Genomic DNA, 24,838 nt, shown 5'->3' with positions numbered 1-24,838 from the left:
TCTCCCGGATACCGGTCCCGGTGAGAAGCATCACCAAGCGGTCCAGGCCCATCCCCATGCCACCGGCCGGCGGCATCCCGAATTCCATCGCCCGGCGCTTCTGCTTCTCAGACCGGTCGGCGTACCACTGGGAGCGGCTGGCGCCGGCGAGCGGCCTCGTGGGCAAGGCGAGGTGTGAGGGTCCGGCCGCTCGACAGGAGCGTCCGCAGCTGGCGGAAGCGTCCGGCCGGCAGGCTGAAGTCCGCCAGCGCTCGCTCGACCCGGACGTGGACACCGTCGGCCGTCGGAGCCGCGGTGCCGACGAACGCAGCGTTCTGCTGGCCCGTGAAGGCTTCAGCATGCGCATGGAACGTCAGGCAGGCCCGGCCGCGCGCGCCCGCGCCGAGCGAGCCGGTACGGACCACGAATCCGTCGTCGACTCGCTCCACGGCGAGCGTTCGCAGCGGCAGCGGCCAGCCGTCGGTGTCACGAACCGTCAGCACCGGGTTGCCGAGCCCCATCGCGCGGTCGGCGCCCTGCCGCCAGTCGGCCGGCGGCGCCGCCCACGGCGGTGGCGCCGATCCCTCGGGGGCCGGGTCCGACGGTGGCGCGGCCACCTCGGCCGAGGCCTCCCAGCGCAGCGGATCGCCGTCGACCCGGCCGGTCGGCCACCACGCGATCTTCAACGGAGTGACCTCGATCCACACCCGCGACCAGTACCAGACCTGCTGTCGGACGAGGAACCACGGCTGCCCGGCCACGGTCTGGGGAAGCTTCCCCAGCAGCCGACGGACATAGCGGTCCGTGTTGGCCTGCAGATCGGCGTCCCGTACGGTCGCAAGGCCCTGAACGAGCACCACTGGTGCGTCGCGGAGGCCCGAACCGGTCGGGTCGGAGAACAGCAGGGCGACGCGCGGATCACGGCGGGCCCGCTCCGCCTTGGCCGGGTAGCTGAGGCCGGTGCTCACATCGATCGTGGCTGCGCCGGCGTCGTGGTACGGCGTCAGCGGCCACGTGATCGGTGCGCCGGAGCGAGTCAGTGACGCGAACTCGCAGGTGAGCGCTCGTTCGAACAGCGGTACGACGGCCGTGGGCCAGCGTACGACGGACAACGCGGTCATCAGGTCCCCCTCGGATCGGTGATGACAGCAGCATCCGCGCGGTGCTTGGGCTGGGCTTGGGCAGGGCTTGGGATCGGCTTGGGCTCGGCTTGGGGTCCCGGCCCCAAGCGCCTTCCAAGTGCGCGGAGGCACGGTGGTCGCAGTTCGAGAAGAAGGGATCAGTCATGACCGCAACGACCGTCGAGCAGTTGATGCTGCCGGGACAGGCGGCGGCACCGCCCGGGCCGGTGGACCTGACCGCGATGTACGTGGTGCACCACGCGTTCCGCCGCGACCTGGCAGCCTTCCAGGCCGCCGTGGTGGGCACACCTGTGGAGGATCGCGCGACCTGGCGGGCACTTGCTGCCCGGTGGAACAAGTTCCTGGACATTCTGCACAAGCACCACACCGGTGAAGACACCGCGCTCTGGCCGCTACTGCTGGCCAAGGCTGACGCCGACGGCCGGGCCACGTTGGAGGCTATGGAGGGTGAACATGCCGAGATCGACCCGCTGCTGTCGTCGTGCACGACGGGGTTCGAGCGCCTGACGATGTACGCCGACGCGGACGCCCGGGATGCCTTGGAGGTACGAGTCGTTGCTCTCGGCGAGCACCTGGCGCGCCATCTGGCGCACGAGGAGCGGGATGCACTGGTGCTGGTGCAGCGGTACCTGGTCCAGGACGACTGGGACCGCCTGGAGAATGAGCACTTCAAACCGGCGCACGGCCCGCGCGCCCTACCGTTCCTCGTCCCTTGGTCGCTCTACCAGCTGCCGGCCGAGCACCTCGCCCAGATCCGTGACTCGATGGCCGGCCGTCCGATGGAGCTGGTGTGGCGGCTCTTCTGGCGGCGACCGTTCGAGCGGCGCGAGCGCATCGCCTTCCGCTACGCGTGACTCAGAAGCCGCCGCGATCCCGCTGCTCGCGCAACCACTGCGCGGCCAGCGGGATCTCCCATTCGGCGCACAACTCCAGTGCCCTGTCGGCGTGCATGCTCGCGATGTCCCGCTCGCCCGTCGCCATCGCTGCGAAGGCCAGGAAGGCGTCCACAGGACCGATCGCCACCGAGAACCCGGCGCCGCAGACCCGTCCCGCATACGGACTCAGCCACTGGTACAGAGAACGCGCCGCCGCCGGTTCGTCCAGCGCGAAGGCGACCTCGGCCGCGATGCAGTAGTGATGGATCGACAGCCAGTCATCGGTGGACGGAACCAGCTCCGTCTGGACTGCACGCGCCTCGTCCAGCCGGCCGGCCCGTACGAGCAGCCACTGGATGGTCAGGTCGAACGGCATCGGACTGACCGCCGCCAGCGCTTGGAACGCACGCACGACCGCGGCCGCGCCGCTCCGCCATACCTCGACGCAGGCGGGCGCGGAGACCATCGACTCGTCCCGCTGCGGAAGCGACGCGGTGGCGACCAGTTCGCGCCGTTGCTCGATGAGTCGCTCCGCCTCGTCGAACCGTCCTTGCATCGCCAGCCACGGCGGTTCGAGCTCGGTGAGCACGATGAGGACGTACGCCAGTCGCCGCGGCTCCGCGATCTCCCTGAGCCGACGGATCTCTGCGCGCATCTCCGCGACCATGCCAAGCTCACTGGTGACGATCACCCGCAGGGTCCGGGCCAGCGCCTCCCGGATCGGATCGCCCTGTTCGACCGCGATGGCGACGGCCTCCTCGGCCAGCCCCAGGCGGTACGGCGCGGTGGCCGCACGCAGGGTCGCCATGAACGCGGCTTGGCACGCCCACACCAGGAGGTCGGGATCGCCGATCCTGCGGGCCATGGCCATGCCCTGCTCGACCAGCGCGTCGCGGTAGGCAGGCGCGTCGGTGTGGTAGAGCTCGGTCGCCAGGACGAGAAGTGCTCGGCAGCGCAGCTCTTCGTCGGCGGCCGGCAGCTCCCGCAGTGCACGTCGCAGTACTGCGATCATGTACTGGTCAGCCTGGCCGTACGAACGGGTCAGCCACAGCGCGCCCTCTGAGCTGCTGACCGCGGCCAGCGCCATACGAGCGACGTCGCCCAACCGCTCGGCCTCCTGCGCTGCCTCAGTCAGGGCGGCGTCCAGGGAATCCCGGTCGACAGACCAGCGGCACGCATCGGCTCGAGCCATCAGCAGGTCGTATCGATCGAGCGGGGTGGCCGAGCCGTCGCTTCGTTGCGCGTCGAGTGCGGCGGCGAGCAGCGCTGCCGCTTCGTCGTACGCGTACAGCCGGATCGCGTGTTCGGCTGCTTCGGCCGCAGCCCGCCAGGCTCGTGCCGCGTGCGCCGGCCCGGCAGCCAGCCAGTGTCGCGATGTCTCGGACGGCGGCGCGCCTATACCTTCGAGCGTTCGCGCCGTCGTCGCGTGCCGGCGAGCACGGCGGGCCGCCGGCAGACCGCCGTACACGACGTCGCGGACCATCGCGTGGGCGAACCGGAACCGCTCGACCTCTTCTCCCTCGACGATCACACCGGCGGTCAGCGCGGGATCGAGCAGGTCGAGAATCTCGTCCTCGTCCAGGCCCGTGGTTGCGGCGAGAACCGTGAGGTCGAACTCCCGGCCGATCACGGCGGCCGTTCGCAACAGCTCACCGGTTGCCGTTGGCAACCGCTCTACCCGGCGCGCGACGACGTCGGTGACCGCTGCGGGTACGTCGCTGCGACCGTCACGGAGCAGTTCGACGAGGAAGAACGGGTTTCCGTCCGTCCGTGCACGTAAGGCCTCGGCTTCCCGGCTGCCGGGTTTACGATCCGTCGCGGCCTCGACCAGCGCGGCGGCTTCGGAGGTCGCCAGCCCACGCAGATCCAGGCGCAGAGCGTGCCGCCGGGCGAAGCTCTCGGCGACGGCCGCGAGTTGGCCGGAAAGCTCCGGAGCAGCCCTGCGGGTAGCGATGACGAGCAGCCGTCCGGCGTCGACCAGGTCGGCGAGATGTTTCAGCAGCTTGAGCGACGACGGATCGGCCCAGTGCAGATCGTCGAGGATGATCAGCAGTGGCCTGACCTGCGACGCGGCGACGAGGACGTCCGCTGTCGTCGTCCACAGCCGGAACCGCGCTGCGTCGACGTTCTCGCCGGGCACTCCGGCCCCGGACTCCAGCAGGGCGGTCAGCTCGAGGAGCTGACGCCGTACCGCCTCCGGGAGGTCAGCTGTGCCGGCCAGTGCTCGAAGGACACCGATCCACGGCCACAGCGGCGGTGCGCCTTCGTCGTCCGAACACCGCCCGGTGAGTACTGCGAACCCGCGCGAACGCCCGCGGGCCGCGATCTCCGCGGCGAGCCGGGTCTTGCCGATCCCGGGCTCTCCGACCAGTACGGCGAACTGCGGCGCCGCATTCACCTCGTCGAGTACCCGTTCCAGCGCCGCGAGTTCGGCGACCCGACCGACCAGCGGCCATTGCGAGGTGCCCCCGACGCCAGCCGCCACAGGCCGGGATCCGTTGCCGGGCTTCGGCCCCCAGACCAGGACTGGGTCCTGGCGAAGTACGGCGAGTTCCAGTTCGCGCAGGGTTGTCCCCGGATCCAGGCCGAGTTCGTCGGCCAGGATCCGACGCACCGCGCGCAGCGCCTCAAGCGCGTCGGCCTGCCGGCCGGCTCCCGCGAGGGCCAGGACGCGCAGTACCCACAGGCGTTCGCGGAGCGGATGCTCGGCGGTGAGCGCCTCGAGCTCGGCGGCGAGGGGCGCGTGCAGCCCGAGTGCCAGCCGAGCGACCGCACGGTCCTCGAGCGCCACCAGCCGAAGTTCTTCGAGTCGTCCGCGTTCGGCAACAGCCGTCGGGGCGTCGTCCAGGTCGAGGTACGGCGTGCCTCGCCACAACCCCAGTGCGTCGTCCAGCGAATCGATCACGGTGCTCAGCTCGTGCGGCTGGAGCTCGGGCGCCGCGATGGCGCCCGTCACCTGATCGGACCATGGACCAAGCCGGCGGTGCGCGGCGTCCACGGCAGCGGTGAAGCACGTTGCGTCGAGGCAATCCGCGGGCAGGCGTAAGGCGTAGCCCGGTGCGACGGTCAGCACCGTGGTCGGTGCCGTGCGCGCCTGCCGGTCCGGCTCCAGAGCCTTGCGTACGCCGGCCAGATACACCTGCAGCGTCGACAGCGCGCTCGGCGGTGGGCTGTCCCGCCAGAGCAGGTCGACCAGGCTGTCCACCGGCACCGGTTGCCCGCCGTACAGCGCCAGGGCGGACAGCAGCATGCGTTGCTTCCGCCCACCGAGTTCGACCGGCTCCCCGTCCCGTAAGACCTCCGCCGCCCCGAGAATCCCCACCCTCATCAGCAGAGAGTACGTCCGCGGGGCCGGATTCCGACAGCTTCGAACATGCTGGACAGCGCAGGTCTAAGCGCTTAGTCTAACCGCTTAGATAACGACAGTCGGGGGACCGTTCGACGAAAGGGATCCCAGTGAAGCGACTACTTCCCGCCGTGGTCGTCGCGGTCGCGGCGCTCGCCGGATGCGGCGGCTCGTCGGATTCCGGTGCCCCGGCCGCGACGGACAACGGTCCGCAGACCGGGACCGTCACGTTCACCGGCACCGACAACGCCGAGACCTATCAGCCGGTGATCAAGGCCTTCGAGGCGAAGAACCCGGGCATCAAGGTCGCCTACACCCAGATCCCGTTCGACCAGTTCAACGCGACGATGCAACAGCGGCTGAGCGCGAAGGACAGCGGTATCGACGTCTACACGGTCGACGAGCCGCGGGTCTCGCAGCTCGCCGCGAAGGGCTTCCTCACCGATCTCAGCGACCTCGACGGCCAGGTCAAGACGAAGTTCAGCGCCGCGGCGTACAAGACCAACCACTTCCGCGACAAGCTGTGGTCGTTGCCGATGTGGAACTCGACGCAGTTCCTCTTCTACAACAAGACCGCCCTCGCGAAGGCGAAGGTGACGCCGCCGACCGCGGACCCGCAGCAGCGCTGGACCTGGGAGCAGGTCGAGGCGGCCGGCCGCAAGGCCATGCAGTCGGGCGGTACGAAGTACGGACTGTTCATGGAGCAGCCCGAGGCGTACTACCAGCTGCAGCCGCTGGCCGAATCTCTGGGCGGCAGCTCCGGGATCGAAGGCGACGACGCACTGACCCCGGCGGTCGAGACCGACGGCTGGAAGAAGGCCATGCAGTGGTACGGCGCCACCTTCGCGAGCGGACTGTCGCCCCGCGGGATCGGCGGCTTCCAGACCGGCCCGGTGTTCGCCAACGGCCAGGTGGCGTTCTTCGTCGGCGGGCCGTGGGACCTGAAGATCTTCGGCAGCTCGAAGATCGACTGGGGCGTCGCGCCGTTGCCGTACTTCGAGGGCGGCAAGCCGGTCACGCCGACCGGGTCGTGGTCGCTCGGCATCAACCCGGCGTCGAAGCAGCAGGGGATGGCCCGCAAGTTTCTCGAGTTCGCGACGCTCGATGCCGCCGGCAATCTGGCCACCACGAGCACGACGACGATCATCCCGGCCAACCTCGAGGCGCAGAAGCAGTACACCCCGAAGATGGACGCGTTCTCCGGCACGAAGACGGCCGGCGCCGCGGCGATCACGGCGTACGAGAGTGAGCACACGGCGGTGTCGCGGCCGGTGAGTGTCGGATACATCCAGTTCGAGGAAGTCATGGGCAAGGCGTTCGCCGACATCCGCAACGGCACCAACCCCGACACCCGGCTGCAGGAGGCGACCCGCCAGCTGACCGACGCGTGGAAGTCCATCAAGTGAGGAGGCGCGGGCAAGGGCTGATCGCGCTTGCCTTCCTCGCCCCGGCGCTGCTGTGCCTCGCCGTACTGCGGATCGTGCCGGCGATCTCGGCCGTCGTCGAAAGCTTCTACACCGAGAGCCTGCTGCGCGGCGGCCGGGTGTTCACCGGGCTGAGCAACTACACGGACCTGCTGTCGAACAAGGACTTCCGGCAGGCGGTCGGCGTGACGCTGCTCTTCACGGTCCTGATCAACCCGATCCAGGTCGTCGTCTCGTTCCTGCTGGCGGTGCTTTTCACCCAGCGCGCGATGGGCTCAAAGCTGTGGCGCACCCTGGTCATACTGCCGATAGCCACGCCGCCTGCGGTGTCGGCAGTGATCTGGAGCGTCATCTACCGGCCGGACGGCCTGGCGAACGGCGTACTCGAGCGGCTCGGTCTGCCCGCGCAACCGTTCCTGACATCGTCCGGCCAGGTGCTGCCGTCGCTGATCGTGCTGCTGTCGTGGATCGGCGTCGGCTACTGGATGCTGTTCCTGATCGCGGGCATCCAGGAGGTCCCGGTCGAGGTCCGTGAGGCCGCGCTGCTCGACGGTGCGAGTGCCTGGCGCCGGATGGTCTCGGTCATCCTCCCGCTGGTACGCCGGCCGCTGGCGTTCGTACTGGTCGCCGACACGGTCTCCAACCTGCTGGTGTTCGCGCCAGTGCAGATCCTCACCAAGGGCGGCCCGAACGGCAACAGCAACCTCTTGATGTACGACGTCTACACCCGCGCCTACGCGATCGGCGACATCCACGTCGCGCAGGCCGAGGTCGTCATCCTGGTTGCGCTGACACTCGCGATCGTGGCCGGCCAGTTCCGGCTGTTGCGAGGTGACCAGTGAAGCCGCGCCTGCAGTCCCTCAGTCTGTCGGTGCTCGGCGGTGTCGTCGGCATCCTGTTCTTCCTGCCGTTGCTGTGGGTGCTGACCAACTCGCTGCGGCCGGGCTCGGAGACGTTCGCGCATCTGACGCTGTCGTGGCGGACGTTCTTCGAGTTGAAGCCGACTTTGCACAACTACTCGGCCTTGCTGAGCAGCGATGTCGGTCGCGCGACGCTCAACTCGATCCTGGTCAGCGCGGCCACGGTCGTCATCGGCCTCGCGGTCTGCGCGTCGGCGGCGTTCGGGCTGGCGGCGTTCGAGTACCGTGGCCGCGGGCTGGTGTTCGGCATCGTCGTACTGAGCTTCCTGGTGCCGTTCGACGCGATCGCGATCCCGCTGTCGACGATGTTCCGCGACTGGCAGCTGACCAACACGTTCACCGGGCTGGTGCTGCCGGGGATCGGCAACGGGATGGCGATCTTCCTGCTGCGGCAGTTCTTCCTCGGCATCCCGGCCGAACTGGTCGAGGCCGGCCGGCTCGACGGGCTGGGCTGGTTCGGCGTCTTCCGCTGGATCTACCTGCCGCTGTCGCGGCCCGCGCTGATCGGCGCCGGCCTGATGCTGTTCCTCTTCCAGTGGCAGTCCTACGTCTGGCCGCTGCTGATCGGCACCGACGCCAAGCACATCCTCGGCCCGGTGGCCCTGTCCAACCTGCAAGGTCAGAACTTCGCCGACTACGGTCTCGTGTTCGCGGGGGCCGTTGTTCTCACCGTCATTCCGCTGGTGGTCATCGCCGGCTTCCAGCGGTACTTCGTCCAGTCCGTGGCGAGCAGCGGACTCAAGTAGAAGGAATTCTGTGCGATCGATCATTCTCGATACCGATATCGGCTCCGACGTCGACGACGCCATGGCGCTGGCCCAGATCATGGGCAGCCCGGATCTCGAGCTGCTCGAGGTCCACACGGTGTACGGCGATACCCGGCTGCGCGCCCAACTCGCGCGCCGGTACGCCGCCTTGGCCGGCCGCGACCTGGTCGTCGTACCAGGTGCCGCGGAGACCTTGTCGGGACGTGAGGTCTGGTGGGCCGGTCATGAGGGCACGCTGCATGAGGACCTGGCCTCCGAGACGGTCAGTCCGGAGAGTGCGCCCCAGCGGTTGGTGGCCCGGCTACGCGAGCGACCTGGTGAGCTCGACGTGGCGGCGATCGGCCCACTGACCAACGTGGCGAAGGCGTTGCAGCTCGAGCCTGAGGTGGCGCGGTGGATCCGGCATCTGTGGGTGATGGGTGGGTCGTTCGGCGACGAGAGGTCGGAGCACAACTTCAAGTCCGACGACCTTGCAGCGCAGGTGGTGCTGAGTGCGGGGATTCCGACGACGGTCACCGGTTTGGAGATCACGCAGCAGGTGACGATCGAGGCGTCCCGGTTGGAGCGGATCCGGGCTGCTGGTCGGTTGGGGGCGGCGCTCGGGGCGGATATCGAGCAGTGGTGGGCCTATTGGAACGAGACGTGGAACGTGCCGCACGACCCGGTGGCGGTTCTCGCGCTGAGTCGCCCGGAGCTGTTCAGGTTCTCGGAGGTCGGCAGGGTCGCGATCGCGGTGGGTGGGGACAGCGCGGGGCGTAGTACGTTCACCCCGGATCCCGAGGGGACCGTGCGGATCGTGACCGGGGTTGACGCCGAGCGGGTGGCCGAGGAGATCACCGCCCGGATCGTCGCGGCATACCCTGCAGATCATGGGGAGATCGATGGCGACGGCTCGTGATGTCGCGGAGCGGGCCGGCACGTCCACTGCGGTCGTCAGCTACGTCTTCAACAACGGCCCCCGGCCCGTGTCGGCGGAGACCCGCCGGCGTGTGCTGGAGGCCGCGGCGGAGCTGGACTACCGGCCCAACATCCTCGCCCGTGCGCTGAGCGCGGGACGCACGTACTCGCTCGGTCTGCTGATCCCGCAGATCCGCAACCCGTACTTCGCCACGCTCGCGGAGCACCTGGAGAACTTCGCGCGGCAGCACGACCACCTGCTGCTGATCGGTGACTCGGCGGGCGATCCGGAGCAGGAGTCCGCCCACATCGGCTCGTTCATCGAGCGCAAGGTCGACGGCGTCGTCCTCGTCTCGCTGCTGGTAGAGCCGGCGATCCAGCGGTTCACCGCGGCCGGCGTACCGGTTGTTGCTCTGCATCCCGTGCCGGAGGGCGTGACGGTGTCGACGCTTTCGATCGACTACGTCGCGGCCGCCGAGGCGTCGGCGGATCACCTGCTCTCACACGGTTACCGCACCCTCGGCGTCGTCACTGGTCCCGAAGACTCACCCGGTACGTCGGAACATCGGCGCGGGATCGAACGGGCGCTGGAGAAGCACCCGCGGGCATCGGCGCGGTACGTCGCCAGCCCGGTGTCACGCTTCGCCGCACGTGACGCCGTACAGCCGTGGTTGCAGCAGAAGCGGCCTCCGCGGGCGATCTACTGCTCGACCGACGAGCAGGCGTTCGGCGTACTGTTCGCGGCTTGGGAGGCCGGGCTGCGGGTGCCGGAAGACGTTGCGGTGATGGGGTTCGACGGCACCAGCGAGTGCACTGTGACGATCCCGCCGCTGGCCAGCGTGCGCCAGCCGATCGACGAGACAGCCCGTCGCGCGGTCGAGTTGCTGCTGGATCGCACGAACACCGAGGCGGCTCGGCACGTCCTCGACTACACGCTGATTCCCAGCGCATCCTGCGGCTGTCACGCAGGGTCGGCCTGGTTAGGCCGGTGAGGGGCTGGGGTGGGCGGGGCCGCTGTGCAGCTCGCGTCGTACCGACCAGCCGACGCCGATCAGGACTACGCCCCACACGAGTGCGGTGACGCCCAGTACGACGGCGACGCCGACCGCGCCCGCTCCGGGATTGGCGGCGAACAGCACGCCGATCAGGATCGACAGCAGCCCGTTCAGCACCAGGAGCCAGCGCGGCATCACCTGCTGACTGCTGAAGGCCCCGGCGAGTTCGAAGACGCCGCGGATGATCAGCCAGATCCCGAGGATCCAGGTCAGCGTCGCCGCGGCCATCCCGGGGCTGGTGATCGCGAAGAACGCCGCGACCAGCGCGATCACGCCGAGCACGACCAGCCAGAGCCGGCTGCCCTTCGACTCGGGCTGGAACGCCTGGACGATCGAGCCGATGCCGTCGGTCAGGGCCCAGATGCCCCACAGCAGGGCCAGTGCGATCGCCGTGTGGATGGGCCACGCGATCGCGACGATCCCGAAGATCACGGCGATGACGCCGCGGACGAGCAACATCTTCCAGCCGAGAGTCAGCCAGTCCCGCTCCATGTCGGACCTCCTTTGAGGGGCTTCCCATCCTCATGGTGATCCTGGTTGCGGTGCGTGACAACTACCTGACGGACTACTCCGACGCGCGTCGCAGCGCTTCCGAGAGGCGCTCGGCGGCGGCCATCACGGCCGGGGCGTGCATGCGGCCGGGCTGGCGGGACAGGCGTTCGATCGGGCCGGAGACCGAGACGGCGGCGATCACCTTGCCGCTGGGGGAGCGGACCGGAGCCGAGACCGACGCGACGCCCTGCTCCCGCTCACCGACCGAGTGCGCCCAGCCGCGACGCCGTACGCCGGCCAGCGCGGCCGCGTTGAACGACGCGTTGTGGAGACCGCGGTGCATCCGCTCCGGGTCCTCCCAGGCAAGCAGTATCTGGGCGGCCGAACCGGCGGCCATGGTCAACTGGCTGCCGACCGGCACGGTGTCGCGCAGACCGGACGGACGCTCGGCGGCGGCGACGCACACGCGATACTCACCCTGGCGGCGGAACAGCTGCGCCGACTCACCGGTGATGTCCCGCAGTCGCGCCAGCACCGGGCCGGCGGTCGCGAGCAGCCGGTCCTCACCGGCGGCGGAGGCCAACTCACTGAGTCGCGGACCGAGCACGAACCGTCCCTGCATGTCGCGGCCGACCAGACGGTGGTGCTCCAGCGCCACCGCGAGCCGGTGTGCGGTCGGGCGGGCCAGCCCGGTCGCCGCGACGAGACCGGCCAGGGTCGCCGGCCCGGACTCGAGCGCGGACAGAACGAGAGCTGCTTTGTCGAGAACGCCGACTCCGCTAGAGTTGTCCATGAGACGATACTGCCGTCTCGAATCGTGGAACGCAAGTCGCTTGGACGGTCCCGTGCGGAGCACGCTGAAAAAAGCACTGCGAGAGCACAGTGAGCGGAAAGCACCCACTTCCAATCTCAAAGGAGAGTCTGATGGGTAGGACGTTGTCGGAAAAGGTCTGGGATGCGCATGTCGTGCGCCATGCCGACGGAGAACCCGACCTTCTCTACATCGACCTCCATCTGGTCCACGAGGTGACCAGTCCACAGGCCTTCGACGGTCTGCGGCTGGCCGGCCGCGGCGTCCGTCGTCCGGATCTGACGATTGCGACCGAGGACCACAACGTCCCGACGTACGACGTGGACAAGCCGATCGCCGACCCGGTGTCGCGCACCCAGGTGGACACGCTGCGGAAGAACGCCGAGGAGTTCGGCATCCGGATCCACACTCTCGGGGACCCGGACCAGGGCGTCGTGCACGTGATCGGCCCGCAGCTCGGACTGACCCAGCCCGGCATGACCGTGGTCTGCGGTGACAGCCACACCTCCACGCACGGCGCGTTCGGGGCCATTGCCTTCGGCATCGGTACGAGCGAGGTCGAGCACGTGCTGGCCACGCAGACGTTGATGCAGGCGCGGCCGAAGACGATGGCCGTCACGGTCGACGGCGTACTGCCGGACGGCGTCTCGGCCAAGGACCTGGTGCTGGCGCTGATCGCGAAGGTCGGCACCGGCGGCGGCCAGGGCTACATCGTCGAGTACCGCGGTGAAGCGATCCGTGCGCTGAGCATGGAAGCCCGGATGACGATCTGCAACATGTCGATCGAGTGGGGCGCCAAGGCCGGCATGATCGCGCCGGACGAGACCACGTTCGCGTACCTGCAGGACAAGCCGCACGCGCCGCAGGGCGTCGACTGGGAAGCCGCGGTCGAGTACTGGACGAGCCTGGCGACCGACGAGGACGCGACATTCGACCGTGAGGTCGTGCTGCGGGCCGAGGACATCGCGCCGTTCGTCACCTGGGGAACGAACCCGGGCCAGGGCATCCCGCTGTCGGAGAAGGTGCCGTCGCCGGACGACTTCGACAACGAGAACGACAAGGTCGCCGCCGAGCGGGCACTGGAGTACATGGGTCTCACCGCCGGTACGCCGATGCGCGAGATCCAGGTTGACACGGTCTTCCTGGGCTCCTGCACCAACGGCCGGATCGAGGACCTGCGCGCCGCGGCCGGGGTGCTCGCCGGGCGGAAGGTTGCCGAGGGCACCCGGATGCTCGTCGTGCCGGGCTCGGGCCGGGTCCGGCTGCAGGCCGAGGCCGAGGGCCTGGACACGATCTTCAAGGACGCCGGCGCCGAGTGGCGCGGCGCCGGATGCTCGATGTGCCTGGGCATGAACCCGGACCAGCTGGCCCCGGGCGAGCGCAGCGCCTCCACCTCGAACCGGAACTTCGAAGGCCGCCAGGGCAAGGGCGGTCGCACCCACCTGGTGTCGCCGCTGGTCGCCGCCGCGACCGCCGTCACCGGGACCCTGGCCGCACCGGCCGACCTGCCGCCCGTCGCCGTACCTGCGAACGCCTGAGGAGCAACGGAATCATGGAAGCCTTCACCCAGCACATCGGTACGGCGGCCCCGCTGCGCCGCAGCAACGTCGACACCGACCAGATCATCCCGGCCGTGTACCTGAAGCGGGTCACCCGGACCGGCTTCGAGGACGGATTGTTCGCTGCCTGGCGCAACGATCCGTCGTTCGTCCTCAACCAGCCGGAGTACGACGGCGTCTCGGTGCTCGTCGCGGGTCCGGACTTCGGCACCGGATCCTCGCGTGAGCACGCGGTCTGGGCATTGCTCGACTACGGGTTCCGCGTGGTCGTGTCGTCGCGGTTCGGCGACATCTTCCGCGGCAACTCCGGCAAGGCCGGGCTGCTCGCCGCGCTGGTGGAGCAGGACGTGGTCGAGCAGCTGTGGACCACGATCGAGAGCGACCCGGGCACCAAGGTGACGGTCGACCTGGAGAACAAGACGATCTCGGCCGGTGACGTGTCGGCACCCTTCGAGATCGACGACTACACGCGCTACCGGTTGCTGAACGGGCTGGACGACGTCGGCATCACGTTGTCGCACGCCGACGACATCGCTGCCTACGAAGCGACCCGGCCGTCGTTCAAGCCGGCAACCCTTCCGGCGAAGGCCTGATCATCGGCCAGAGTTATCGACCCCGTAACGTTCGGCGGGCCGGGGGCGATAACTCTGGTGTTACCCTTGCGTGGTTGTCAGAACAAGGCTTGCGAGACCTGGGAGGTGAGGCGCTCATGACCAACAGCAGCAGCGATCCCTCCAGACATACGGGTCTCGCTCGACCTTCGGGGGCTTACTCCTTCTAGGAGTTGCTGGGTCTCCAGCACTTGCGGGTCGGGCAGACGTGCGTTCATCACTCACCTGATCCACCGCACCTGGAGGACTCATGTCCGACCTGCGCCTTCGCACGATCCGTGCGTTCAGCCGCACCCCGTCACTGCGTGCCGCCGCGCGCAAGCACGCTGCTGCCGTCTCCGCCGCCGTGCCCGAGCAGGCCGAGAAGCAGCCCCGCGATCCGCAGATGCCCAAGGGGCACAGCGTCGTGGACAGTGCGATCTACTGCGGTGGCCGCCGGGTCGCTTCGCCGGACTCCCTGGCCGAGACCTACGGCGAGCTGCACCAGGCGCCGCACAGCCTGGCCTGGATCGGTCTGTACCGGCCGGACCGCCGCGAGCTGGCCTCGCTGGCGCAGGAGTTCGACCTGCACGAGCTGGCGATCGAGGACGCCAACGAGGCGCATCAGCGGCCCAAGCTGGAGCGGTACGGCGACACGTTGTTCGTCGTACTGAAGGCCGCGCGGTACCGGGACGCGACCGAGGAGGTCGAGTTCGGTGAGGTGCATGTCTTCGTCGGACCGGACTTCGTGGTGACGGTCCGGCACGCCGAAGCGCCCAACCTGGCAGCGGTACGGCGCCGCGTCGAGCGCGATCCCGAGCTGCTCAGCCGGGGCGCCGAAGCGGTCCTCTACGCGATCATGGACAAGGTCGTCGACGGCTACGCTCCGGTGGTCGCCGGTCTCGAGAACGACATCGACGAGATCGAGACCGAGGTGTTCCGCGGTGACCCGAAGGTGTCGCGGCGCATCTACGAACTCTCCCGTGAGGTGATCGAGTTCCAGCGCGCGACCCGGCCGCTGGTCGGCATGCTCGAGCAGCTGCGCGGCGGATTCCAGAAGTACGGCGTGGACGAGGAACTGCAACGTTCACTGCGCGATGTCGCCGACCACGTCACCGAGGTGGTGGAGAAGGTCGACGGATTCCGCGAACTGCTGCGCGACATCCTGACGGTGAACGCGACCCTGGTCGCCCAGCAGCAGAACGAGGAGATGAAGAGCCTCGCGATCGCCAGCAGCGAGCAGAACGAAGAGGTCAAGCGGATCTCTGCCTGGGCGGCGATCCTGTTCGCCCCGACCCTGATCGGGACCGTCTACGGGATGAACTTCGACAAGATGCCGGAGCTGCACTGGCAGTACGGATACCCCTTCGCGATCGGCCTGATGGCCTTGGTGTGTGGAGGTCTGCACCAGATCTTCAAGCGCCGCGGTTGGCTCTGAATGCAGGGGTTCGGCGCAGGGAACCGGTCTGCGGAGACTCCCGACCTTGGAGGCAGACCATGTGGTTGTTCCTGCGCCGGCGCCTGCTCATGTGGGTGATCCTGGTGATCGCCGTACCGCTGCTGGATTACCTGCTGGGAAAGGTGAGCGACGAACTCCGCGCCAGAAAGGGCGATTCGGCGGTCGCTCGCGGTCTGGACCGGGTGCAGTCCGCCCTGCGAACCGTCCGCGGACGGCGTTCCTGAAGCTCGCGGCGACCGGTCGCGGACGGGGTCCGATTCGTTGCTTCGCAGCGATTCAGAGGCCCGGAAGCTGCCAGATCTGGGAATTTGTGGCCTGAATCGCCCAAAACAAGGCCAAATTGCCGCGTTGGTGTTTGTGAACGGGCACTTGAGTCCATAACGTTCCTGTGAGATCGAGCGCTGTGCTCGACGTCTAGTGTTCACGGAGGGAAGCAGTGAACAAGAGCCAGTTGGTCGAAGCGCTCGCAGTGCACTTCGACGGAAACCGCCGCCAGGCCCAGCACGCGTTGGAATCGGTGATCGACACCGTCCAGCGTGAGCTGACCAAGAAGGGTGGCAAGGTCGCCATCACCGGTTTCGGTGCCTTCGAGGCCATCGAGCGTGGGGCGCGCATCGTGCGCAACCCGCGGACCGGTGAGACCAAGCGCGCCAAGAAGACCACGGTGCCGAAGTTCCGCGCTGGCGCGGAGCTGAAGGCCGTTGTCTCCGGCGCCAAGAAGCTGCCGAAGCTGGTGGCTCCGAAGCCGGCCGCGACCGCCACCAAGGCGGCTGCCCCGGCGAAGAAGGCCGCACCGGCGAAGACCGCCGCTGCGACCAAGACCGCCGCTGCGAAGAAGACGACGGTCGCCAAGAAGGCCCCGGCCAAGACGGTTGCCAAGAAGGCGCCGGCGAAGACCGTTGCCAAGAAGGCCCCGGCGAAGAAGGCCCCGGCCAAGACCGTTGCGAAGAAGGCGCCGGCCAAGAAGGCCCCCGCCAAGAAGACCGCGGCGAAGCGCACCGCTCGCTGATCTTCACGCACTGCGGCACCCGCATCACAGCGAAGGCCGGTCACCCCACACCAGGGGTTGACCGGCCTTCGCCGTTGTCCGTGGCAACTAGCGGGCAACCAGCGGGCAACCAGCTCCAGCTAGAGCCGGGTCGCGAATTCCACCTTGGTGATGGTCAGGCCGGCGCCGGAGCCGGTGGTCTCGAGCCGGACCCGCTGGCCGACCCGCAGATGGCGGACCGGGGTATCGGCGACGGCGTGCACGGTGAACGGCAGCTCGACGCCGGCGTCGGTGAGCACCGCACCGGAGAACGTCTCGCCGTCGTAGCGGCTCACTGTCGCTTGCATATCAGCAGGCTAGACCCTCGGTCCCGGTCGCGGCACCGAGAACCAGCGACATCACGTCGGCGGTCGCCGGACCCACCCCGAGCTGTACGGCATGCGCCAGATCGGCAGCGGTGTCGACATCACGACGTACCGACTCGATCCCGGTCAGCTCGATCGGCATCGCCCCGGACGCCTGGTGTGCCAGCGCGGACCCAACGCCGAAGCGCGGATCCAGCGGTACGCCGGGAGCCGCCGCGAGCAACGTCGTACCGGTGCCGGGCTGGTCGATGACGAAGGAGCGTGGCGCCGTACACGCCGCGAGTACGGCGGTCAGCTCGGCCGGACGCAGCGCGGGAAGATCCGCAGACAACGCGGCGACGCCGTCGTCCGGGAACTCGGCAGCGGCAACAGCAGCTCCGTGCAGCAGGGCCTCGTTGAGCCCGGCCGCCGGCAGATCCGGTACGACATACGCGCCGGCGGCGGTCACATCCGCCGCGACCGACGGATCGTCCGTGACGACCAGGACGGCCCGCACCAGCGGCGAGGCGAGGGCGGCCGCAGTAGTGTCGACAGCGAACGCACGGGCCAGCTCGGGACGGTGCTGCGGGTAGGCCGGAGCGAGCCGGCTCTTCGCGATCGCCGTACGCTTCACCGGGATCGCCAGGATCCAGGGAGCGACCTGTAGGTCTGCCATCAGGCAGGATTCTCCCATGACGGATGGCAGCAACGAGCAGCAGGAGGCTCCGGTGGACAGTGGGCTGGACAGCGGGCTGGACAACGGGCAGGGTGATCCGCGTCCGCCGCGGGGCTTCTGGTTCGGCATCATCGTCGCGATCGTCAAGCCGTTCATGATCGTCTTCACGAAGTGCCGGTTCACCGGCCGGGAGAACATGCCGCGCACCGGCGGCGTGATCTACGTGCCCAATCACATCTCGCACTTCGACCCGGTCCTGCTCGGGTACTTCATCTGGGAGTGCCGGCGGATCCCGCGGTTCCTGGGCAAGGCGTCGCTGTTCAAGATCCCGGTGCTCGGCAAGATCATCACCAGCGCGGGCCAGATCCCGGTCTATCGGGACTCCACCCAGGCGGCGGACGCCTTCCGGGACGCGGTGGCCGCGGTCGAACGCGGCGAGTGTGTGGGCGTTTACCCGGAGGGCACCATTACCCGTGACCCGGACATGTGGCCGATGACCGGCAAGACCGGGGCCGCCCGGATCGCGTTGATGACCGGCTGCCCGGTGATCCCGATCGCCAACTGGGGCTCACAGGAGATCATCAAGTCGTACACCGGCAAGATCCGGGTCCGTCTGCTGCCGCGCAAGACGTTGCAGGTCCGGGCCGGTGCGCCGGTCGACCTGAGCGCGTTCGAGGGCAAGCCGCTGACCAACCAGCTGTTGCACGAGGCAACCGAGGTGATCATGGCCCGGGTCGCCGAGACCCTCGGCGAACTGCGCGGAGAGACGCCGCCCAAGGAGCTCTACGACCTGCGCAAGGCCCGCAAGGCTGAAGGTGAGGAGAAAGCATGACGAAGGTTGCGGTGTTCGGTGCCGGATCCTGGGGTACGGCGTTCGCGGTGGTGCTCGCGAACGCCGGTAACCAGGTGTCCGTCTGGGGCCGGCGTGAGTCGCTCTGCGAGTCGATCAATGCCGGGCACGAGAACGCCGACTACCTTCCCGGCCTGCGGCTGCCTGATGCGATCACCGCGACGCACGACCCGGCCGCTGCGGCAGACGGCGCGGAGGCGATAGTCCTCGCAGTTCCGTCCCAGTCGTTGCGGGACAACCTGACCGACTGGGCCGGCGTGCTGCCGAACGCCGTACCGCTGGTCAGTCTGATGAAAGGCGTCGAGCTCGGTACGACGAAGCGGATGAGCGAGGTGATCGCCGAGCTCACCGGCGCGGGGCCGGAACGTATCGCGGTCGTCTCGGGGCCGAACCTGGCGCGTGAGATCGCCGAAGGCCAACCGGCCGCGTCCGTGGTCGCCTGCGCGGACGAGGGTACGGCGGCGCGCTTGCAGAAACTGTGCCATTCGCCGACGTTCCGCCCGTACACCAACAACGATGTCATCGGCTGTGAGCTCGGCGGCGCCTGCAAGAACGTGATCGCCCTCGCGGTCGGGATGGCGGTCGGGCTCGGCTTCGGCGACAACGCCCGCGCCTCGGTGATCACCCGCGGCCTCGTCGAGATCGCCCGCCTGGGTACGGCGCTCGGCGCCGACGAGCACACGTTCTCCGGTCTGGCCGGGCTCGGCGATCTGGTGGCGACGTGCTCGTCACCGCTGTCGCGGAACCGGACGTTCGGCGAGAAACTCGGCCAGGGCATGAGCGTCGCGGAGATCGCCGGCGCGACCCGACAGGTCGCCGAGGGCGTGAAGTCCTGCGCGTCGATCTCCGAGCTGGCGCACCGGCACGACGTCGAGATGCCGATCGTCGAACACGTCACCAAGGTCGTCGCCGGTGAGATGACCCCGAAGGACATGCTGTTCAGCCTGGTCTCCCGCTCGGCGAAGTCGGAGCGCTGGTGATCCCGGCCGCGTTCGCGAAGGCCACCATCGACCGTGAAGGCGCTGTCGGCGAAGCCTGGCTGGCCGAGCTGCCAGGCATCGTCGAAGACCTTCTGACCCAGTGGGACTGCGAGCCTGACGGCGAAGCCGCCCACGGGCAGGTCGGTATGGTCGTGCCGGTCCGGGACGCCGTACTCAAGGTGTCGTTCCCGCATCCGGGCAACGTGCACGAGCCGGACGCCTTCGAGGCGTGGGCCGGTGCGGGCGCGGTCAAGCTGTACGAACGCGACGACGCCCGCTACGCCATGCTGCTCGAGCGCGCGCATCCGACGACGCTGCTGGAGCACGACGAGGACGTGGTCGTCATCGCGGGCGAGCTGCATCGCCGGTTGCGGATCTCCGCGCCGGACGGCCTGCCGCGGATGTCGGAGCAGGCCGATGGCTGGGCGGAGGAGCTCCGTAAGGATGCCGCCGAGCTCGACCACCCGCTGCCGCCGTACGTCGTGGACGCGGCACTCGCCGTCGTCGACGAGCTCGGCCGCGACCAGCCGGAGATCCTGATCCACGGCGACTTCCACCCGCGCAACATCCTCTGCGCTGACCGGGAGCCCTGGCTGGCCGTCGATCCCAAGGGGTACGTCGGCGACCCGGCGTACGACGCGACCACGTTCCTGCGCACCCGCGCCGCGCACCAGCTCGGCGCCGACGACCTGATCAGTCGGTTGAACCACGAGCTCGAACTGTTCGCCGAGACCGCCGAGCTCGATCCCGAACGCATCCGCCGCTGGGCCCACCTCAACATGGTCCAGTCGGCCTTCTGGGGCCGGCGCCACGGCTTCGGCCGAGCCCGCGCCGGCAGCGAACTCGACCGATTCATCGCCCTGTGCGACGAACTCGCCCTCAGCTGGATCGCCTAGCCCGCTCAGCTGGATCGCCTGGCGAGGCCCTCAGGTGGCAGGTCGAATGCGTCGTTCGGGGTCCGCAACAGGGCGACGCTGGCCCCGGCGAAACCAACCGCGGTGACCACAAGCCCGATACCTGCGGCGACGTGGCCGGGCATGAACGGGTGGGTGAAGCCGCCGACGGCCAGAGCGATTCCCATCCAGACCGGAGCAACCCGGCTGCGCGCCAGAGCGATGCCCTGGAGCAACAGGCCGACCGTGATCGCGAGGATGAAGAGCAGGCTTCCGACGGCGAAGATCGGCAGGCTGTCCATCGCGGACCTGACCTTCTCCATCGTGCCGGGGTCGAGCCCTTCGTGGACCGTGAGGTACTCCGGGGTGACCGGACCGCCCAGCAGGAACAGGCCGGCTCCCAGACCTCCCATGGTGACGATGGCGCCGACGGTGGACAGTCGCGGCACCCGGCGGCGCGTGACCCACGCGACGGCGAAGCTCGCCGGGATCAGCAGGAACCAGGGCACCTGCAGCCACTGCATCAGCTCGAACCGGCCCTGGTGCGCAGCGACCGCCGCGACCGTCTCCTTGAACGGCGCGTTGCCGCCGACCGGGCTGATCAGGTAGACGACGCCCTGCAGCAGGATCGGCACCGGGGCGATCACGGCGAGCAGGACCCGCCAGAACCCGCGCACGTCCCGCGGTTTCCGTTCGGTCTTGCCAGTGTTGCCGGGCTTGCCGGGCTTGCCGGTCTTCGGGGCTGTGGTTGACATGAGCAACTCCTTTGCGAGTGCGCTGCCGTCAGCGCTGGAGACCTCAGCGTCCGGCCGGAGTGGCCCCAGGCGGCAGGTTCACGGCTCCCACCCGCCCCGGAGACCTTCCTGGTTGGCCTGGGGCCAGACCCCTATCCGCCTGTGGGTTCGAGGTCTGATGATGGGCTCATGAGGGCCGATCCGGATGTGACCGGTAGGACCGATCGCCGGCTGCGATCGGTGGCTCTCGCTGCACTCGGTGTGGCGCTGCTGGGCGCAGTGATCACCGTCGTCGCCGCCATGGCGTCCGGGCTGAGCTGGTCCCGGCTGGTCGACCTGTTCGTCGTGAGCAATGCGCTGATCGGGCTGTGCCTGGCGTTGGCGGGCTGGCCGATCGCGGACCGGCAGTCACGGAATCTGGTCGGCTGGTCGCTCCTCGTCGGCGGCTTGTGCTACGGCTCGACCGCGGTCGGGACCAGCGTGCTCGCGTGGCTGGGGGAGCCGCGAGGCTTCTGGCGCGGATTCGCGACGGTGACGAATGCCGGCTGGACGTGGACCTTGGCGACGCTCCTGCCGCTAGCGCTCCTCCTGTTCCCAGACGGGCGGCTGCCGAGCCGGCGCTGGCGCTGGGTTGTCGTGGTGCTGTGCTTCACCGGCATCAGCTTTACAGCCGCCGCCGTCCTGGACCCGGCCGGCGGACTGACGGCCGAGCTGGGCATTCCGGAGTACCCGGCCTGGTCCGGGTTCCGGCAGATCGTCTGGCTCCAGAACGCGAGCGCGATCGGGCTCGCGACCGGCTACCTGTCGGCGCTGGCCGCGGTGGTCGTCCGTTACCGGCGCGGCTCCGAACAGGTCCGTCGACAGGTCCTCTGGTTGCTGCTGGCAACGATCCTGATGGTCGGCTGCTTCGCCGCTTCGACCGCGGTCGGCTCGGAGTCGCTGCTGCTCGGGGTGCTGCCGATCCTGCTCGTCCCGGCGGCTGTGGCGGTCGCCATCCTGCGGTACCAGCTCCTCGACATCCGGCTGGTGGTCTCGCGGTCGGTGCTGTACCTCCTGCTCACCGGCGCGGTGGTGGCCGCCTACCTGGCTCTTGTCCTCCTCCTGGACCGAACCGTGCGCCATCAGGTTTCGCTCAACTCGTCGGTTCTCGCCACCGTGGTGATCGCGCTCGCCTTCAATCCCGCGCGGGTCTGGTTGCAGCGGCTGATCCAGCGAGCGTTCTACGGTGCGCGCCAGGATCCGGTTCGGGCGATGGTCGAGGTCGGCGCCCGGCTCGGCACGGCGGCGGGGACCGGGCTGGACGGCGTACTCGACGCCTTGTGCCGGGTGATGCGTTTCCCGGCGGCTGCTGTCCTGGTGGACGGCAAGCAGGTGTCGGCGTACGGCGAGCTGCCCGCGGCACGGCATGCGATCGCGCTCACGTCAGGGACCGAGCGGTTGGGGGAGCTGGTCGTCGGTCTGCGTTCGGGCGAACAGCGGCTCGACTCGGCCGACGAGCAGGTACTCACCTTGCTGGCTGCTCCTATTGCGGTGGCAGTGCAGGCCAGACGGCTGGCCGATCAGTTGCGGGACTCACGGGAGCGGGCTATCACCGGCCGCGAGGAAGAGCGCCGGCGGATCCGCCGCGACCTGCACGACGGCCTCGGCCCGGTGCTGACCGCGGTCGTGCTGAACGCCGAGGCGGCGTTACGCCTGCTCGACACCGATCGCGAGCGGAGTTCGTTGCTGCTGGCACGCCTGCGCGACCTGACGAGCGGGGCGGTCGACGAGATCCGCCGGCTCGTGGACCAGCTGCGGCCGGCTGCACTGGACGGACTCGGTCTGGTGGGTGCTCTCCGTGAGTACGTCGTGTCAGCGGGCCCGCGCACGGACGGTGCCGCTCTCGGCATCACTGTGGACGCGCCGCCGGAACTCGGCGAACTGCCCGCCGCCGTGGAGGTCGCGACGTACCGCATCGTCACAGAGGCCCTGACGAACGTGATCCGGCACTCGAGCGCGACCAGCGCCGGAGTCCGGCTTGCTGTCGAGCACGGACGGCTCCTGCTGGAGGTGCGCGACAACGGGCTCAACGACGGGCCGGAATGGCAACCGGGTGTCGGGCTCGCCTCTATCACCGAGCGGGCGGCCGAGCTGGGTGGCGAGTGCGACGTCCGCTACGGCCGGACCGGGTGCACGGTCAGCGTCGTACTGCCGCTGGGGCCGGCTGTACTCGAGGTGCAGCCATGACGCTGCGGATCGTGGTGGCAGACGACCACGGCATCGTGCGCGAAGGCCTGGGTGCGCTGTTGTCGGCGCATGACGGCTACGAGTTGGTCGGTACGGCGGCCAACGGCGAGGAGGCGGTTCGTGCGGCCGTGATGCTGCATCCCGACGTGCTGGTGATGGACATCCAGATGCCGGGTCTGTCCGGCATCGATGCGACCAGCGAGATCGGCCGGGTCGCGCCTGACGTGGCCGTGCTCATGCTGACGATGTTCGACGACGACGAGTCGGTGTTCGCCGCGATGCGCGCCGGCGCGCAGGGATACGTGCTGAAGGGTGCGGCGCCGGACAACGTGATCCGGGCCATCGCCGCGGTCGCCGCGGGCGAGGCGATCTTCGGACCGGGGGTCGCGCGCCGGGCGCTCGCTTACCTGTCCGGACCGCGCGTCGACCAGCCGGCCTTCCCGGAGCTGACACCCCGCGAGCGCGAGGTACTCGACCTGATCGCCGCCGGCCTCGGCAACGCCGCGATCGCCGCCCGCCTCGGACTGGCGGTAGCCACCGTCGGCAACCACATCACCAGCATCTTCGCCAAACTCCAGGTAGCCGGCCGCTCAGAGGCCATAATCCGAGCCCGCTCCGCCGGCCTCGGCGACCACTAAACTCGACCGTCCAGCAGGTGTTCGAGGGGTGGTGGTCAGTGGGCGAGCAGGTGTTGTTGGACAAGGATGGCGGCGCCGCGGAGGGCGGCGTCCTGGGGGGTTCGGGAGGTGCGGACCTGGAGGTCTGTGGTGGCCAAGGGCAACGATCTCGCGTAGATGGTCTCGCGGATGCCCGCGAGCAGGCTGTCGCCGGCCTGGGAGAGTGAGCCGCCGACCACGATCACCGAGGGGTTGAGCAGGCTGACGGCGGCGGCGAGGACCGTGCCGATCTCGCGGCCCGCCTGGCGGACGGCGGTCGTCGCGGTCGTGTTGCCCGCGCGGACGAGCTCGACGATGTCCCGGCTGGTCTCGACGCCGAGCGTAGTGGCGAGTGCGGCCGCGGAGGCGATTGCTTCGAGGCAGCCGATGTTGCCGCAGCGGCAGAGCTCCGTGTGCCCGGGCGCCTGGATATGGCCGATGTCGCCGGCCGCGCCCTGGGCGCCACGGTGCAGGCGGCCGCCGCTGATCACGCCGGCACCGATGCCGGTGGCAACCTTCACGAACAGCAGGTGCTCGACATCCGGGTACGCCGTCGCGTGCTCGCCGAGCGCCATGATGTTCACGTCGTTGTCGACCAGCACCGCGCCGGGCAGCTCACGGCGCAGCCGGCCGACCACGTCGTACGAATCCCAGCCCGGCATGATCGGTGGATGGTTCGGTCGTCCCGTGCTGTGCTCGACCGGTCCCGGCAGGCCGACGCCGGTGCCGGCCAGATCGTCAAGTGATCGGTCCGCCTCTCGCAGCAGCGCATGTCCGGCTCGCGCGACCGCTTCGAGCACGATCTCAGGCCCCTCGGCGATCTTGAGCGGTGTCGTCGACCGGTGCAGGATCTCGCCGGCCAGGTCGGTGAGAGCCACGGACAGATGCGTCGCGCCGACGTCCGCGGCAAGCACCAGCCTCGCGGCCGGGTTGAACCGGAACCGCGCCGGCGGGCGTCCGCCTGTGGACGCGGCCTCCCCGGACGGTACGACGAGACCGGCCGCGAGCAGCGCCTCGATCCGCCCGGTGACCGTCGAGCGGGCCAGGCCGGTGACGTCGATCAGCTCGGCACGGGTCCTGGCCTGCCCGTCGAGGAGCAGTCGCAGGACCGCGTCCGCCGTACCCAGATCGCTCATGTGTCGGACTTTCGTCGTACCAGCCGTGGACTTTTGCTT

General features: G+C 69.2%; 24 protein-coding genes and 1 pseudogene. 16 read left to right on the top strand and 9 right to left on the bottom strand.

The genetic code is table 11. The features are described from left to right. A pseudogene (locus AB0J62_RS38000) lies at positions 1–94 on the bottom strand (amino acid--tRNA ligase-related protein); the annotation flags it as partial. 13 nt (positions 95–107) lie between these two features. Continuing rightward, on the bottom strand, positions 108–1,100 hold the full coding sequence (locus AB0J62_RS37995; RefSeq protein ID WP_363881970.1) for a hypothetical protein: 993 nt from the start codon (positions 1,098–1,100) through the stop codon (positions 108–110). Between the two features lie 164 nt (positions 1,101–1,264). On the opposite strand from AB0J62_RS37995, the gene AB0J62_RS37990 reads away from it, so the two are divergent. Further along, on the top strand, positions 1,265–1,975 hold the full coding sequence (locus tag AB0J62_RS37990) for a hemerythrin domain-containing protein (protein WP_363881968.1): 711 nt from the start codon (positions 1,265–1,267) through the stop codon (positions 1,973–1,975). 1 nt (position 1,976) lies between these two features. On the opposite strand, the gene AB0J62_RS37985 is transcribed toward AB0J62_RS37990, so the two are convergent. Continuing rightward, entirely contained in the window at positions 1,977–5,324 is a 3,348-nt protein-coding gene (locus tag AB0J62_RS37985; RefSeq protein ID WP_363881966.1) for a BTAD domain-containing putative transcriptional regulator, read from the bottom strand. 128 nt (positions 5,325–5,452) lie between these two features. On the opposite strand from AB0J62_RS37985, the gene AB0J62_RS37980 reads away from it, so the two are divergent. Genes AB0J62_RS37980 through AB0J62_RS37960 form a run of 5 tightly spaced genes read left to right on the top strand, consistent with a single transcriptional unit; the run spans position 5,453 to position 10,342 of the window. Then, entirely contained in the window at positions 5,453–6,748 is a 1,296-nt protein-coding gene (locus tag AB0J62_RS37980) for a sugar ABC transporter substrate-binding protein (protein ID WP_363881964.1), read from the top strand. Further along, complete coding sequence (locus AB0J62_RS37975) at positions 6,745–7,608, top strand: sugar ABC transporter permease (RefSeq protein ID WP_363881962.1); 864 nt, start codon at positions 6,745–6,747, stop codon at positions 7,606–7,608. The genes AB0J62_RS37980 and AB0J62_RS37975 overlap by 4 nt, the downstream gene beginning before the upstream one ends. Then, the gene (locus AB0J62_RS37970; protein WP_363881960.1) at positions 7,605–8,432 is read left to right on the top strand and encodes a carbohydrate ABC transporter permease; all 828 of its coding nucleotides are present in this window, start codon (positions 7,605–7,607) and stop codon (positions 8,430–8,432) included. Before AB0J62_RS37975 ends, AB0J62_RS37970 begins: the two co-directional genes overlap by 4 nt. Before the next feature lie 10 nt (positions 8,433–8,442). Next, positions 8,443–9,351 carry a nucleoside hydrolase gene (locus AB0J62_RS37965; protein WP_363881958.1) on the top strand — a complete coding sequence of 303 codons (909 nt, stop codon included), beginning with the start codon at positions 8,443–8,445 and terminating at the stop codon, positions 9,349–9,351. Next, complete coding sequence (locus AB0J62_RS37960) at positions 9,323–10,342, top strand: LacI family DNA-binding transcriptional regulator (protein WP_363881956.1); 1,020 nt, start codon at positions 9,323–9,325, stop codon at positions 10,340–10,342. The genes AB0J62_RS37965 and AB0J62_RS37960 overlap by 29 nt, the downstream gene beginning before the upstream one ends. Here AB0J62_RS37960 and AB0J62_RS37955 read toward each other — a convergent pair. Both AB0J62_RS37955 and AB0J62_RS37950 read right to left on the bottom strand, forming a co-directional pair. Next, the gene (locus AB0J62_RS37955) at positions 10,331–10,897 is read right to left on the bottom strand and encodes an HdeD family acid-resistance protein (RefSeq protein WP_363881954.1); all 567 of its coding nucleotides are present in this window, start codon (positions 10,895–10,897) and stop codon (positions 10,331–10,333) included. The genes AB0J62_RS37960 and AB0J62_RS37955 overlap by 12 nt on opposite strands. A gap of 73 nt (positions 10,898–10,970) precedes the next feature. Further along, positions 10,971–11,690 (bottom strand): IclR family transcriptional regulator, encoded by a 720-nt coding sequence (locus AB0J62_RS37950; RefSeq protein ID WP_130387568.1) that lies wholly within the window; start codon positions 11,688–11,690, stop codon positions 10,971–10,973. 131 nt (positions 11,691–11,821) lie between these two features. Between AB0J62_RS37950 and leuC the strand changes: the two genes are divergently transcribed. The 5 genes from leuC to AB0J62_RS37925 all read left to right on the top strand — a co-directional run bounded on the left by leuC (position 11,822) and on the right by AB0J62_RS37925 (position 16,325). Beyond that, positions 11,822–13,246 (top strand): 3-isopropylmalate dehydratase large subunit, encoded by a 1,425-nt coding sequence (leuC, locus tag AB0J62_RS37945; RefSeq protein WP_363881952.1) that lies wholly within the window; start codon positions 11,822–11,824, stop codon positions 13,244–13,246. A 14-nt stretch (positions 13,247–13,260) separates the two neighbouring features. Beyond that, positions 13,261–13,860: a 3-isopropylmalate dehydratase small subunit gene (gene leuD, locus AB0J62_RS37940; protein ID WP_134111512.1), complete on the top strand. Its 600-nt coding sequence runs from the start codon at positions 13,261–13,263 to the stop codon at positions 13,858–13,860. Between the two features lie 268 nt (positions 13,861–14,128). Next, positions 14,129–15,295, top strand: a complete 1,167-nt coding sequence (gene corA / locus AB0J62_RS37935; protein ID WP_363881950.1) for a magnesium/cobalt transporter CorA — start codon at positions 14,129–14,131, stop codon at positions 15,293–15,295. Positions 15,296–15,354: 59 nt separating this feature from the next. Continuing rightward, the gene (locus AB0J62_RS37930) at positions 15,355–15,540 is read left to right on the top strand and encodes a hypothetical protein (RefSeq protein WP_363881948.1); all 186 of its coding nucleotides are present in this window, start codon (positions 15,355–15,357) and stop codon (positions 15,538–15,540) included. Between the two features lie 212 nt (positions 15,541–15,752). Further along, the gene (locus tag AB0J62_RS37925) at positions 15,753–16,325 is read left to right on the top strand and encodes an HU family DNA-binding protein (protein ID WP_363881946.1); all 573 of its coding nucleotides are present in this window, start codon (positions 15,753–15,755) and stop codon (positions 16,323–16,325) included. A gap of 119 nt (positions 16,326–16,444) precedes the next feature. Here AB0J62_RS37925 and AB0J62_RS37920 read toward each other — a convergent pair whose 3' ends face one another. Further along, entirely contained in the window at positions 16,445–16,651 is a 207-nt protein-coding gene (locus AB0J62_RS37920; RefSeq protein ID WP_363881944.1) for a hypothetical protein, read from the bottom strand. Between the two features lies 1 nt (position 16,652). Continuing rightward, positions 16,653–17,324, bottom strand: coding sequence for a 2-phospho-L-lactate guanylyltransferase (gene cofC / locus AB0J62_RS37915; RefSeq protein WP_363881942.1), 672 nt, complete (start codon positions 17,322–17,324; stop codon positions 16,653–16,655). 16 nt (positions 17,325–17,340) lie between these two features. On the opposite strand from cofC, the gene AB0J62_RS37910 reads away from it, so the two are divergent. Genes AB0J62_RS37910 through AB0J62_RS37900 form a run of 3 tightly spaced genes read left to right on the top strand, consistent with a single transcriptional unit; the run spans position 17,341 to position 20,050 of the window. Then, positions 17,341–18,156, top strand: a complete 816-nt coding sequence (locus tag AB0J62_RS37910) for a lysophospholipid acyltransferase family protein (protein ID WP_363881940.1) — start codon at positions 17,341–17,343, stop codon at positions 18,154–18,156. Further along, positions 18,153–19,154, top strand: a complete 1,002-nt coding sequence (locus AB0J62_RS37905; protein ID WP_363881938.1) for an NAD(P)H-dependent glycerol-3-phosphate dehydrogenase — start codon at positions 18,153–18,155, stop codon at positions 19,152–19,154. The genes AB0J62_RS37910 and AB0J62_RS37905 overlap by 4 nt, the downstream gene beginning before the upstream one ends. Next, the gene (locus AB0J62_RS37900) at positions 19,151–20,050 is read left to right on the top strand and encodes an aminoglycoside phosphotransferase family protein (RefSeq protein WP_363881936.1); all 900 of its coding nucleotides are present in this window, start codon (positions 19,151–19,153) and stop codon (positions 20,048–20,050) included. Before AB0J62_RS37905 ends, AB0J62_RS37900 begins: the two co-directional genes overlap by 4 nt. A gap of 5 nt (positions 20,051–20,055) precedes the next feature. Here AB0J62_RS37900 and AB0J62_RS37895 read toward each other — a convergent pair whose 3' ends face one another. Beyond that, a complete protein-coding gene (locus AB0J62_RS37895; protein WP_363881934.1) occupies positions 20,056–20,802 on the bottom strand; it encodes a hypothetical protein in 747 nt (248 codons plus the stop codon). 168 nt (positions 20,803–20,970) lie between these two features. Between AB0J62_RS37895 and AB0J62_RS37890 the strand changes: the two genes are divergently transcribed. Continuing rightward, entirely contained in the window at positions 20,971–23,007 is a 2,037-nt protein-coding gene (locus AB0J62_RS37890) for a histidine kinase (protein ID WP_363881932.1), read from the top strand. After that, a complete protein-coding gene (locus AB0J62_RS37885) occupies positions 23,004–23,645 on the top strand; it encodes a response regulator transcription factor (RefSeq protein WP_363881930.1) in 642 nt (213 codons plus the stop codon). Before AB0J62_RS37890 ends, AB0J62_RS37885 begins: the two co-directional genes overlap by 4 nt. Before the next feature lie 35 nt (positions 23,646–23,680). Here the strand turns inward: AB0J62_RS37885 and AB0J62_RS37880 are convergent, their stop codons facing one another. Continuing rightward, positions 23,681–24,799 (bottom strand): ROK family protein, encoded by a 1,119-nt coding sequence (locus tag AB0J62_RS37880; RefSeq protein ID WP_363881928.1) that lies wholly within the window; start codon positions 24,797–24,799, stop codon positions 23,681–23,683. Positions 24,800–24,838: the final 39 nt, after the last annotated feature.

The organism is Kribbella sp. NPDC049584, from assembly GCF_040675555.1.
Lineage (GTDB): Bacteria > Actinomycetota > Actinomycetes > Propionibacteriales > Kribbellaceae > Kribbella.
The sequence above is the reverse complement of the archived record's forward strand: the minus strand, read 5'-3'. Positions and strand labels throughout refer to the sequence as shown.